The organism is Trichocoleus sp. FACHB-6 (genome assembly GCF_014695815.1).
GTDB lineage: Bacteria > Cyanobacteriota > Cyanobacteriia > Cyanobacteriales > FACHB-T130 > Funiculus > Funiculus sociatus.
In genome coordinates, this window is the sequence record NZ_JACJOY010000065.1 from 1 (window position 1) to 12,772 (window position 12,772).

The window sequence follows — 12,772 nt, forward strand, 5'->3', positions numbered from 1 at the left end:
GACTCTCTAAGGATTATGAAATTTTGCCGCAGACGTCGGAAGCTTTTATCTATATCGCAAACATTCGTTTGATGTTACGACGCTTAGCTTAGTACACTTCTCAGACATCCTCTAAAGACCATTTTCACTTAATTGGCAGTTATGGCTTACAAGAATGTTTTGAAAAAGCTACCTCAGCCCTTGGTTATGTTCCGGGAGTGCAACCCGTATTAGATGGACATTTGCGGCGAGGTTTTGGATTTGCCGCTTCAATGCAAGGAAGCGGTTTGGCGAAAATTCATAGTGCTGGAGTCAAGTTATCGCTAACAGCTTCCGGGAAGTATGAACTAAGAACTGGTGCAGTTGATGTTGGTACTGGTTCAGATACTACTTTGCGACAAATTGCGGCTGATATCCTTGGGGTAGAAGTTGCTGATATTGACCTTATTGCGGGTGATACCCACCGCACTCCTTATGATTCTGGCTCTTATGCTTCGGCTACTGTTTATATATCAGGACAAGCTGTGAATAAAGCCGCGCAAATAATGCGATCGCGTCTTTTGGAATTAGCAGCCCAACTTTTGCCTAATCAACCCGAACAAACCATTTTAACAGATAAAACTGTCTTACAACAACTAGCAGCAGCCGCTCAAGAACACCAGGTATTTCTATCAGTAGAGGTAGAACATTCAGCAGATGAATCTTCTCTAAGTTTTGCAGTTCTGGGTGTGGAAGTAGAAGTTGATATTGAGACAGGGAAAATCAAAGTTTTACGATGCGTTCAAGCCCTTGATATTGGCAAAGCAATTAATCCTAGAATTTGTCACGGACAAGCCACTGGCGGAATTGTGATGGGATTAGGATATGCTCTTGCGGAAGAACTTATAATCATCGAACAAGGGCGAATTCTTAATTCTTGGATGCGTACTTATCGCATCCCTTCTGCCAAAGATGTACCGCCGATGGAAATCATTTTAATCGAGAAAGCTGACCCCCACGGCCCGTTTGGAGCAAAAGGCATCGGAGAGATTGGAACCAATTGTACTGCACCTGCGATCGCTAATGCTGTCGCCCATGCCACAGGCATCAGATTAAATCAACTTCCCATGACACCAGAACGAGTCTGGAAAGCATTAAATCAGTAATTTGTATTAATTTGTAGGTTAGGGTTTGGTGTCCCTTGTAACTCACCTTACATCGGTTAAAGCAATCGTGAGTTGTTTGATTGAAAAATAGTGAAACTCAACAAATATTTTAAAGTAAATCTCATCCCACTCTACAACCTTTTAAACATCCGAAAGGTATGCTTTATTTTTACCATCAATTAGCGCAATCTTTGCAAGAAAGCCCAGTAGCTATTGCCACAGTAACCAGCATCAAAGGTTCTGTTCCAAGAGAAGTGGGAGCAAAAATGATTGTTTTCCCCAACGGACAAATTATTGGAACAATTGGCGGCGGCGCAGGGGAAGCTAAAGTCATAAAACAAGCCTTAAAGGTGCTAGAAACGGGGGAAAAACAATTGGTAGCAATTGATTTATCTGGCGCACCGCATCGGGAAACTCAAGGAGTTTGTGGTGGAATAATGCAGGTGTGGCTAGAACGTTGGTCAGGAACAGCTAGTATTACACTGGTAAATAAGATTATGAATGTGCTGAAATCCGGCAATTCTGGAGCGCTGGTCACACCTTTTGATGTTGCCAAATTTCCTTATCTAATTCACCCATATTCAGTAACAGCGTCAGAGTTAGAACTTAGTGAAACTGTCTTCATTGAGCCTTTACTTTATCCACCAACTCTATTAATTATTGGCGCTGGTCACGTTGCTTTGGCGCTGGCGAAAATTGCACATTTAGTAGGTTTTCAAATCGTTGTTCAGGACGATAGAGCGGAATTTGCCTGTGTGGAAAGATTCCCCCAAGCAACAGCGATTGTGGCTCAGCCTATAGGCGAGGCAATATTAAATTTACCTCAGACTTCGCAATTGTATGCAGCGCTAGTTACAAGAGGATATGCACAGGATTTGGCAGCACTGCGAATTCTATTGCAGCGACAGGTAAAATATATTGGAATGATTGGGAGTGAAAGGCGTGTTAAAACTGTTTATCAATTGTTGCAAAATGAAGGAATTTCGCTGAAATTGCTACACAAAGTTTACGCTCCTATTGGTTTGGATATTGGCGCTTTAACTCCAGAGGAAATAGCTGTTAGCATTTGTGCGGAATTAATCAAAGTTCGTCGGGGCGGAAGTGGGTTATCTTTGTCTGAGATAATGGGAGCTGCTTCAGCAGAAAACTCTCCTTTAATTCAAAAGTGTTTCTAAATTGGTAATTGATAACTGGTGATTAACAACTTTGCTATAGTTTTGGCAGCAGGCGCGTCTACCCGGATGAACTCTTGCAAAACTTCTTTAATGTGGCGCGATCGCAAAAATTTGTTATCTTATCAAGTGGAAGAATTTCTGCTTGCAGGTATTACACCTATAGTAGTTCTTGGCCCTCACAATTGGGAGCGACGTGCAGATTGCTTACCGGGAAGTATAGCCGTTATTAATAACCAGCCCAGTGATGGGAAAACCAGTTCTATATTAATAGGTTTAAAGCATCTACCTAGACACTTTCATACTTTAGTTATTTCAGCAGTAGACCAACCTCGATCTGCGTGGATTTATCAAAAATTACTACAAGCAAGCGAATCTTCTGATGCACCTATTACTGCACCAACTTATCAAGGTAAAATGGGTCATCCTTTATTTTTCTCGCCCGAAGTTCTGCCTAAATTAGAAAATTTGCGCGAAGAAAGTTTTGGTTTGCGGCAAGTAGTTCAAGATTTTCATCCTAATATTCAGCAAGTGGAATTTGACACAAGTGATGTTTTGATGGATTTAAATACGCCGGAAAGTTATCAATCTGAATTTATCAAACTACCAACTATAGCCGTTCTAAATTATCTCTAAAATTCTCTGCTTTCTCTTACTCAGCGCCTCAGCGGTTCGTGAATATTCACCAATTAAATCAAATTGCCATATAAAAATGTGTTAATGAAAAATTACAGTTGTTTTTAGTCTGAGTTGGAAAAAAAATATAGAAGCGCTGCCTCTTATAAAGGCGGCTGAAAAATGTTAATTTCTAACTTACATTTAGCGCTATTATCAACAATCGGAGGCAGAGCCTCCAAAACTTCTTTTCCAGACTGAGCCAGAATACGAGAAAATCGGATAAGGGAGTTTGTATATGACAGTTATTTCCCCACTGGCGGTGAATAGCGATCGCCTCAACCGCAGCATCGCCAACCTCGCAGAAATTGGCAAACTCCCTAACAGCGGTGTGCGCCGTCTTGCTTACTCTCAGGAAGATTTACAAGCGCGTCAGCTGGTGCAAGGCTGGATGATTAAGGCAGGTATGACAGTTCGCATAGATGCCGCTGGTAACATTATTGGCACTTATCCCGGTCAGCAGCCAGCACCAGCATTAGCCACAGGTTCCCACATTGATACAGTACCCTCTGGCGGACGCTACGACGGCGTTTTGGGGGTGTTGGCGGGAATTGAAGCTGTGCGAGTATTGCACGAAAACCGTATCGCACTAACTCATCCGGTGGAAGTAATTGTATTTGCGGACGAAGAAGGCACAATGATAGGTGCTAAGGCGATGTCGGGTAGTGTTGTAAAAGACCCAGAATATTACAGTCGCCGCGATCGCGCCTCAATTCAAACTTGTTTACAACTCATTGGTGGAAATTGGGATAAAATTGCCACAGCAAAACGCACTCGCTCTGATATCGCTGCCTACGTCGAATTACACGTCGAACAGGGAGGAGTGCTGGAGAGTTTGGGTAGGGAAATTGGTGTTGTCGAGGGCATTGTTAGCCAGCATCGGTATAAAATTACCATCACAGGTTGCCCAAATCACGCTGGAACTACGCCCATGCACCAGCGACAGGATGCTTTAGTAGCAGGCGCTCAAGTAATTTTAGCTGTAAATGATCTAGCTAAGAATACGCCCGGTCAACAAGTGGCAACAGTGGGAGCCTTGAATGTCTTTCCCAATGCTGCCAATATTGTACCGGGACGAGTTGAGATGACGGTAGATATCCGCGACTTATCTCAAACTCATGTTGAGGGAATAGCAGAGGAGTTGGAAGAAAGATTGAAAGCGATCGCTAGTGCAACGCAAACTGAGATAGCGATCGCCCCGTTTTTACAAACTATACCAACTCTCGCAACACCACAGATTCAACAGGCAATTGTTCAAGCTTGCTTATCATTGAAACTTACCCACTGTACAATGCCTAGCCGTGCCAGTCACGATGCACAAGAAATAGGACATTTCACGGATATGGGCATGATTTTTGTCCCCAGCAAAGCAGGTATCAGTCACGCAGAAAATGAATATACCTCGCCAGAACAATGTACTCAAGGTGCAAATGTGCTGTTACAAACTTTGTTACATCTAGACCAAATTTACACAGCGCGATCGCGCTTTCCAAGCTAGAGGTAACTCAAAAAACTATGATGAGGAGCTTTTATTCTTGGGGACTTAGGGGAGTTTCAGGGATGTATTCTTGCACCAAAACGTAAGGCGACACGATCAGCGCGTTGAATCGCTTCTTGTGGTTAACGTTCCAATCTTGCTTCTCTTCTGGGGAAGGCTTGTAAATTAGCTGTTCGACAATCCAATGCTGCACTGAGGAAACATCATCAGACGCGATCGCTACCCCCACATCCAGCAAATCCAAACCTTTATCCACAACAACCACAGCATCGCGTTCAGCATGAGGCATCAGCCAATTCCACTCGGCCTCATCCAGCAATTCTGCTAATTCTGCTCTTAAATCCGACATTTTTTTATCCTCTTTTATTTTAGTTTAATAGGCTGTAGCTAATAGCATCAACCCTACTTTAAAGGTATTTTACCAAATAGATAAAAATTTAAAATCCGCTGGTACTTTATCTATACTTCGGCTTTCATTTCGTCAATCTCAAACAAGCTTACTATTACCCCAGTAATAGGAATCGAAATAAAAATACCCAATAATCCTGCTACTTTTGCACCTACTAACAGGGCAAAAAATACCACTACTGGATTAATATTGAGCGAATTTTGCATAATCCGAGGGGAGATCAAATTATCTTGTAGCTGCTGAAGTACAATACACGCTGCTACTACTTGAATTGCCAACCAAACATTTTGAGATAGCAAAATAATAAAAACTATCCCCACTCCTAAAGTTGCTCCAATCCCAGGAATCAAGTCAAATAATCCCGTAATTATTGCTAAAAGCAATGCAAAAGGTACGTTTAAAACTAAAAATACAATAAAACTAGAAGTAGTCAGAAACAAACTTAACAATAATTGCCCTCTGAAAAAACCTAAAAACTTCCGTTTTATTACAACTGTAACTCTGTTTTGTAGGTGATTGGGAACAAATTTAATTAGTAAATTCCAAAGTCTGTCCCCATCTAAAAGCATGAAAAAAGAAACAACCGCAATTAATATCAAGTTCAGAAAGTTTGCAAAAAATATTTGAATTGTCGCCAGACTGTAGCCAAGCCCTATTCCAAGTCCGGCGAGTAACTGCTCTCTAAACTGCTCTTCGATAAGATTTAAGTTTACTTGTATATTTCGTTGTCGAAGGTAGTTTTCTAGTCGTTCTAGCAGCGGCAACATAGAATTGAAAAACGTAGTCAAACTTTCAATTAATTGTTGCCCTTGTGATACAACTGATATCCCCACAGTAACCGTCAGACCAACGATTAAAGTCATGCCGAAAATAAAAACTACAGTCACAGCTACACCGTGAGGCACAAAACGATGTAGCGATCGCACGGGATAACTCAACAAAAAAGCTACAATTGCTGCAAACGTAAAAATTACAATAACCGTCTCAAAATATTCTAAAATCTCTACCGCAGCCCAGCCACAGGCAAACAATAGCAGAAATCTCACCAAAGCCGAATTGTTAAGTCGTTCCCACAAATTTTTGCCTAATGGTTCGCTCATCTTTTCAGCGTCCTAAGTCGTGCAGGGCATGAATCGCCGCCGCACATTTTTGAGTTACTTCCTGCAATTCCTCCCTATCAGTCGAACTGGGAGCATCAATTACCTGACCAATCCGCACCGTCACAGGCACCGGACGCGGTACAGGCGAACCTTTCCTAAAAATCGCCTCCGTACCCCACAAACTAACCGGAAGTAGCGGGGCTTTCGCCTTAGCCGCAATCAGTGTCGCCCCAAGTTTAGGATCTGTAATCCGGGCATCTAGTGTCCGCGTCCCTTGCAAAAATAGACCAACAGCCCATCCTTCCTCCAGCAGAGACAGCGCCGAACGAATCGCACTCCGGTCTGCCGAACCACGCTTCACCGGATAAGCACCGTATAACTGAATTGCCTGCTTCAAAACCGGAACCTTAAACAGTTCCTCCTTTGCCATATACGCCACAGGTCGCCGCACACAACAAGACAAAATCGGCGGGTCAAAGTCACTGGCATGATTGCTCACAACCACCAATGGCCCCGTAGCAGGCACCTGTTCCGACCCATAGATGCGCCCCCGGAGGTATCCGTGCAGCACAGGACTTACCACCGACCATTTGAAGACATGATACAGAACTAAACTCGAAACAGGTTCGCGATCTTTGCCCATAGAGGGTAGGTGTGATAAGGATTTTTTCTCGTTCCAAGGCACTGCATTGGAATGCCTTCTGTATTAGCAAAGCTTCGCTAACACACAATTAGTTGTTGCATCACAGGAGGCAGAGCCTCTTTGAGAGTCGTTCCCAGTCTTAGACTGGAAGTAAGTTTATTTTGCTGTTGGTAATTCGGCAACGTTCCCCACATTCTGCAAAATGACATCGGGACAGGTGCGTTTAATCAGACCAGTCAAAACTTTGCCGGGGCCAATTTCCACTACCCGCGAAATCCCTTCTAATGGCAATTGTAGGGAAATTTCTCGCCACCGCACCGATCCTGTCATTTGGCGAATCAGGCGATCCTTCAAAACATCCGCCTCTACAGCAGGAATGGGTTCCACATTCGACAGCACAGGCACTTGGGCCGAGTTAAATGGTACAGACTCCAAAACTTGCTGGAACTCAGCAGCAGCTTGAGCCATCAACGGGGAGTGAAAAGCGCCAGAAACATTCAAGCGGACAATACGCTTAGCTTTTACTTGAGATAGCAGTGCCTCTGTTGCTTCTACTGTTCCAGAAATGACAACTTGAGCAGAACTGTTGTCATTAGCCATTACAACGTCGGGAGTTTCCTGAATTAGTTGTTCCAGCTTGGTGCGGTCAAACCCAATCAAGGCAGCCATCATCCCTTCAAAGGCATTATCCATCAATTCAGCGCGGCGCTTGACCAAGTTTAAACCAGCTTCAAAGTCAAACACACCAGCAACGTAGAGAGCAACGTATTCTCCCAAACTGTGACCAGCAACCAGGTCGGGTTGGTGTCCCGAAGAGCGCATCATATCCGCCAAAATACTTTCTACCACGTACAAACAAGGTTGAGTGTAGAAAGTACGCGATACCTTATCTTCCTGGCTTTGACAAATTTCCGGAACAGACCAGCCTAAAATTTGCTCTGCTTGCTCAAATTTAGCCTTAGCATCTGGCAAGTCTAATAAATCCGTTCCCATTCCAATTGCTTGCGAACCCTGTCCCGGAAATACCCATGCGGTTTTTGTCATTGTCAGTTGTCAGTTGTCAGTTGTTAATTGAAAAAAGTTAGGAGGCGAGGAGTTAGAAGTTATTAATTAAAAATTCATAACATTCCCAATCCAAAATCAAGAGCATCCAAAATCGAATTATCTTCCCCATTGGAAAATCGCCGCGCCCCAAGTTAGCCCAGCCCCAAAACCAGAAGTAGCAATTACATCACCCTGTTTAATCTTTCCTTCTCTTACTGCTTCATCCAGCGCTAAGGGGATGCTTGCAGCAGAAGTATTGCCGTAGTTGGCAAGATTGCTGATGACTTTATCAGCAGGAATATTCAGGCGTTGGGCGACAGCATCAAGAATGCGTTGATTGGCTTGATGCAAGATCAGCCAGTCAATTTGGTCAACGCTCATGTTTGCTCTAAACAGGGCTTTCTCTAGCACTTCCGGTACTTTTTGGACGGCAAAGCGGTAAATTTCTTTGCCATTCATCGTGATGGGTTGGTAGGAGCCTTCTTGGACGGTGACATCGGCAACAAGTTCTTTAGGCTGTGGTTTGTAGGCTAGGTTCAGAGACTGGTGTTGAGTGCCATCACTCTTGAGTTCAAAACCCAGGAGGCGATCGCTAGTCGAAGCCTGCATCACGACAGCACCCGCACCATCCCCAAATAATACGCAGGTTTTCCGGTCTGACCAATCTACCCAGCGCGAGAGAATATCAGCCCCAATCACTAAGACATTTTGATATACGCCAGTGCGGATAAATTGCGATGCCGTCGCCAAAGCAAAGACAAACCCAGAGCAAGCGGCTGTTAAATCAAAGGCTACCGCTTTTGTTGCCCCTAACCGAAACTGAATTGATGAGGCACTGCCAAACAAATCGTCAGCAGTTGAGGTTGCCAGAATAATCAAATCCAGGTCAGTTGGAGAAATTCCCGCCATAGCGATCGCATTTTGAGCCGCAACCGTAGCGAGATCGCTTACCGATTCAGTAGCCGCTATCCGCCGCTCACGTATGCCAGTGCGCGACGTTATCCACTCATCGTTCGTTTCCACCAACTCACACAGTTGGTGATTATCCAGGGAAACTGTCGGTATCGCGGAACCGCTCCCTGTAATGGCGACACCGACACCTAATTGCTGTATCATTACACTCCATCAATCGTTGTTTGCTAATGGCTAATGGCTATGGCTAATGGCTAATGAACAATTAGCAATCAGCAATCCTGACCTTAGCTGTTCCCCAATTAGCCATTAACAGACTTCACTCTTCTTCCTGACCGCTAACTGCTGATTGCTGACTAATCCGACCTTGAGACTGAATTCGCTCCAGTACCTGATTATCAATAGCTTCTTTCGCCAAGCGAACTGCATTAAAAATCGAGGGAGCTTGGGAGCTACCGTGGCTGATAACGCAAATTCCTGCTACTCCCAGCAATAGGCAACCTCCGTGTTCTGCATGGTCTACACGCTGCTTAATGCGCTTCAGATTCGGTTTTAGCAAAGCCGTGCCTATCTGTCCGTGCAGTCCTTGAGGCAACTCCTCCTTGAGGATATGCAACACCGCCTCACCAACCGCTTCGGCAAATTTCAACAAAACATTGCCTACAAAGCCATCACAAACAATTACATCAAAGCGTCCCGTGAGGACATCTCGACCTTCAGCATTGCCGATAAAGGAAATTTGCGAATTTTCTTGCAGCTTTTGGTGAGTGCGAATTGCCAATTCGTTACCTTTACATTCTTCTTCCCCAATGTTAAGCAGTCCTACCTTGGGTTCATCAACACCCAGCACATATTGGCTATAAATTGACCCCATCAGTGCGAACTGTTCTAAGAACTTAGGACGACAATCGACATTTGCGCCCACATCAAGAATTAGCACCGACTTACTTGCTACCATTGTCGGCAAAACTGCACCAATTGCCGGACGGTCGATGCCTCGCAGTCGTCCCAGTCGCAGCAGTGCGGATGCCATAGCGGCTCCTGAGTGTCCTGCTGAAACCACTGCATCCGCCTGCTTTTGTTTTACCAAATCCATAGCCACGTTAATCGAAGCCTTGGGCTTGCGTTTTAACCCGCTTAGAGGCTCCTCGTGCATTTCAATTGTGCCTTCTGAAGGCACAATTTGAGGAAGATGAGAACTGGTGTGTTGCTTGAGAGTGGCTTCAATCTGATGAGGATCGCCCACCAGCAAAACCTCTACGCCCAATTCTTCCTGTGCTCTAAGCGCCCCTGCAACGATTTCGGCGGGGGCGTGGTCGCCACCCATAGCGTCAATTGCGATCCGTGCGCGAGTCGATCCCATTGATCAAAATGATAGAAACCTTAAAAATTCTACCAGTACCGATGACCGATGAAGAAGGCAATCATGGAAAGGTAAAAAGCAAAAATAAGAGAAACTAGGGGCCAGAGGGCAGGTGTGGGGTAAACTTTTCCCAGTTCCCAATCCCCAAAAATTGGTAAATTCAGGCGGAAGTCGCTTGGGTCGTTCGTCTAATTTCTAGCTTGCACGCTCTTGCAGGCTCTTTGTACTAAGAAAGGAAAGTGAGTAATGCTGGAATTATTTGGCTCTGGATTGGTTACTTTGTGGCTGAATATGGCTGGGTTGAAAACAACTGGAGTCGATACTGCCCAACTAATGGCGTGGCGGGGCGTTCCTTTGTTTGCCCTGAGCAGCGCAACCGATCCCGCAGCTGAAATCGCTATGCGGCAATACTTGAAGGGCTTGTCAGCTAAAGGAGCTGTTACAGCTTCTCAGGGGGTGTGGCTTCAGTCTGGGGCGGTGACGTTGGCAAATCACCAAGGGACTATTCCCATCCCTGCGGCTTCGTTGACTAAGATTGCTACTTCTGTAGCTGCTTTAGAAACTTGGGGACCAGCTCATCAGTTTGAAACTTTGATTGGTGCCACGGGACCGATTAAAAATGGGGTCTTGCAGGGAGATTTGGTGATTACGGGTAGTGGCGATCCGTTCTTTGTTTGGGAGGAAGCGATCGCTGTTGGTAATGCTTTAAATAAGCGTGGTATCCGCCAAGTTAACGGCAATTTGGTGATTGTGGGTAATTTCTACATGAATTACCAATCTAACCCCGTCTTGGCTGGTCAAATGCTAAAAGCAGCATTTAACCCCCGCTCTTGGCCCAGAGATGCCCAATACCTCTACAACTTAATGCCGCCAGGAACGCCAAAGCCCCAAATAGCGATCGCTGGTGGTGTGAAAGTGCTAACTCTCCCAAGCCCCGTTAGTCAGATAGATTTTGGCGGATTCCCGAAACAAATCTTATTGTTACGCCACCACTCCATGTCTCTGGCTCACATCCTCAAGGAGATGAACATCTACAGCAACAACGAGATGGCAGAGATGCTTTCCAATTCCCTCGGTGGCGCATCAGTTGTAGCCCAGTTGGGAGCTAAATCTGCGGGGGTTCCCCAGCAGGAAATTCAACTTATAAACGGTTCCGGGCTGGGAGTTGAAAATCGCATCTCTCCCCGTGCTGTTTGTGGGATGCTGATGGCAATGGAGCGCTATCTACAGCCCCACAGTTTAACCGTTGCCGACTTATTCCCCGTAGCGGGACGCGATCGCCGGGGAACGATGGCATATCGCAAACTTCCACCAGGCACAATTATCAAAACTGGCACCCTGCGAGAAGTTAGTGCCTTAGCTGGAGTAGTTCCAACACGCGATCGCGGCCCCGTATGGTTTGCCATCATCAACAAAGGCGGCAACGTCGATAACTTCCGCACCCAACAAGACATCATCGTGCAAAAGCTTGTCAAGCAGTGGGGAATGGCACCCACCTTACCCGTTGCCCTCGCCCCCAGCCCCGGCACCTCTGATGCCCCCAAGCACCTCGGAGAACCTACCCGTAACGAAATTATCTCTGGTGTCCAGGTGCAATTTTGATTCGCTAATGGCTAATTGTCTGCTCTTCCCAATTAGCCATTAGCCACTAACTAAGGAATAATTTCCGTCACCACTCTGCCGCCGCTGTTAGCACCACCGCCGCCAGTAACGACAACCGTCTGATCCTGTAACCTCCCGGCAGCTTGCGGGCCTGTCAAGTGCAGGGGCGGATTAACTTGTTTATAAGTCACATTACCTACAGCATCAAATTCCTCAGTAGAAATATTCCAACTCACCCGATCTGCTTGAAGTTGGGATTGATTTCGAGTACCAACGCCTCTGACATTTCCACTCAGACGAGCAACTTTTCCCTTCAAATCTACCTGACCCTGATTTCCGGTCAGCGTCACTTGCTGCTGCCGATGGAAAACCTTTAATGGTTGGTCTGACGTTACCATTTCCGTAGTTAAATCCCAGGTGACAGAATTACCAGCTATTTGCATCGGCGGTTCCAAAGAATTTATCTGGACATTCTGCTTCAGCGTCGCCGTCTTTGTGTTCAGGTTTACCTGACCACTGTTGCCGAAAGCTTGGTCTGTCACAGTTTGACCTTTGTAGCGATTAATTTGGAGTGGGCGATCGCCTATAACCATCTTTTGAGGAATCTGCCAAATCAAGTGTTCCGTTCTCACTTGTAACACTGGGTCTTTCGACGTTCCTACAACCTGGCCGATTAATTCCAATTGCTGCGATCGACTAAAATATCTTCCTTCGTTAGCCACAGCATCCAGCTGTTTATGAGTTCCTACCAAATTGTCACGAACTATTAACAGGTCTTCCTTCGGTCTCCACTCTAATTGATCTCCCTTTAGCACCGCACCATTACGCGGATCGGTAGCTACAATTTGACCATTGAGAAATACTTTTTTTCCATCCTCCTGAATTTCTCCACTCTTGGCCTTGATTTGCAAAACCAGTTTCCCATCCTGAAACAAATCGCCTGTTGGATTCTGAATGCGGGCAGTTTTCTTATCTTTGGTGTAAACCGCCTTCTTCGCCTGCACTTTCCACAGCGGTCGTCCCTGCTCATCCGCCTGATCCAAAGTTACATCGTTAAATACCAAACTCCCCTCGAAATCTGTCACAGAGGAAGTATCTTTCTGTAACTTTTTTTCTGCACGTTTTTGCGGATTACAACCAACCAATAAACCCGGTAAGAGGCAAAACGCAAAAGGCAAAAGAAATAGCTTTTTACTAACTTGTAAGTTTTTCATTCCTTCTGCCTTTCTA

At 45.3% G+C, this 12,772-nt stretch carries 12 protein-coding genes and 1 pseudogene; 6 read left to right on the forward strand and 7 right to left on the reverse strand.

The features are described from left to right. The 5 genes and pseudogenes from H6F66_RS12165 to H6F66_RS12185 form a co-directional block, all read left to right on the forward strand. Window positions 1-92: pseudogene (locus H6F66_RS12165) on the forward strand (IS5/IS1182 family transposase); the annotation flags it as partial. A gap of 105 nt (window positions 93-197) precedes the next feature. After that, window positions 198-1,124, forward strand: coding sequence for a molybdopterin cofactor-binding domain-containing protein (locus tag H6F66_RS12170; RefSeq protein WP_347269373.1), 927 nt, complete (start codon window positions 198-200; stop codon window positions 1,122-1,124). A gap of 158 nt (window positions 1,125-1,282) precedes the next feature. Beyond that, window positions 1,283-2,299: an XdhC/CoxI family protein gene (locus H6F66_RS12175; protein WP_190421524.1), complete on the forward strand. Its 1,017-nt coding sequence runs from the start codon at window positions 1,283-1,285 to the stop codon at window positions 2,297-2,299. 18 nt (window positions 2,300-2,317) lie between these two features. Next, window positions 2,318-2,932, forward strand: a complete 615-nt coding sequence (locus H6F66_RS12180) for a nucleotidyltransferase family protein (RefSeq protein ID WP_199295195.1) — start codon at window positions 2,318-2,320, stop codon at window positions 2,930-2,932. Window positions 2,933-3,209: 277 nt separating this feature from the next. After that, on the forward strand, window positions 3,210-4,469 hold the full coding sequence (locus H6F66_RS12185; protein ID WP_190421526.1) for a Zn-dependent hydrolase: 1,260 nt from the start codon (window positions 3,210-3,212) through the stop codon (window positions 4,467-4,469). 31 nt (window positions 4,470-4,500) lie between these two features. Here H6F66_RS12185 and H6F66_RS12190 read toward each other — a convergent pair whose 3' ends face one another. The 6 genes from H6F66_RS12190 to plsX form a co-directional block, all read right to left on the reverse strand. After that, a complete protein-coding gene (locus H6F66_RS12190) occupies window positions 4,501-4,818 on the reverse strand; it encodes a DUF2288 domain-containing protein (RefSeq protein WP_190421528.1) in 318 nt (105 codons plus the stop codon). Window positions 4,819-4,928: 110 nt separating this feature from the next. Further along, window positions 4,929-5,978: an AI-2E family transporter gene (locus H6F66_RS12195; protein ID WP_190421530.1), complete on the reverse strand. Its 1,050-nt coding sequence runs from the start codon at window positions 5,976-5,978 to the stop codon at window positions 4,929-4,931. A 4-nt stretch (window positions 5,979-5,982) separates the two neighbouring features. After that, complete coding sequence (locus H6F66_RS12200; RefSeq protein ID WP_190421532.1) at window positions 5,983-6,621, reverse strand: lysophospholipid acyltransferase family protein; 639 nt, start codon at window positions 6,619-6,621, stop codon at window positions 5,983-5,985. Window positions 6,622-6,777: 156 nt separating this feature from the next. Next, window positions 6,778-7,665: an ACP S-malonyltransferase gene (gene fabD, locus H6F66_RS12205; RefSeq protein ID WP_190421534.1), complete on the reverse strand. Its 888-nt coding sequence runs from the start codon at window positions 7,663-7,665 to the stop codon at window positions 6,778-6,780. 117 nt (window positions 7,666-7,782) lie between these two features. Further along, on the reverse strand, window positions 7,783-8,781 hold the full coding sequence (locus tag H6F66_RS12210; protein WP_190421536.1) for a beta-ketoacyl-ACP synthase III: 999 nt from the start codon (window positions 8,779-8,781) through the stop codon (window positions 7,783-7,785). Between the two features lie 115 nt (window positions 8,782-8,896). Continuing rightward, window positions 8,897-9,940, reverse strand: coding sequence for a phosphate acyltransferase PlsX (gene plsX, locus H6F66_RS12215; protein WP_190421538.1), 1,044 nt, complete (start codon window positions 9,938-9,940; stop codon window positions 8,897-8,899). Between the two features lie 246 nt (window positions 9,941-10,186). On the opposite strand from plsX, the gene H6F66_RS12220 reads away from it, so the two are divergent. Then, window positions 10,187-11,542, forward strand: a complete 1,356-nt coding sequence (locus H6F66_RS12220; protein ID WP_190421540.1) for a D-alanyl-D-alanine carboxypeptidase — start codon at window positions 10,187-10,189, stop codon at window positions 11,540-11,542. Between the two features lie 50 nt (window positions 11,543-11,592). Here H6F66_RS12220 and lptC read toward each other — a convergent pair whose 3' ends face one another. Then, on the reverse strand, window positions 11,593-12,756 hold the full coding sequence (gene lptC / locus H6F66_RS12225) for an LPS export ABC transporter periplasmic protein LptC (protein WP_190421542.1): 1,164 nt from the start codon (window positions 12,754-12,756) through the stop codon (window positions 11,593-11,595). Window positions 12,757-12,772 lie beyond the last annotated feature (16 nt).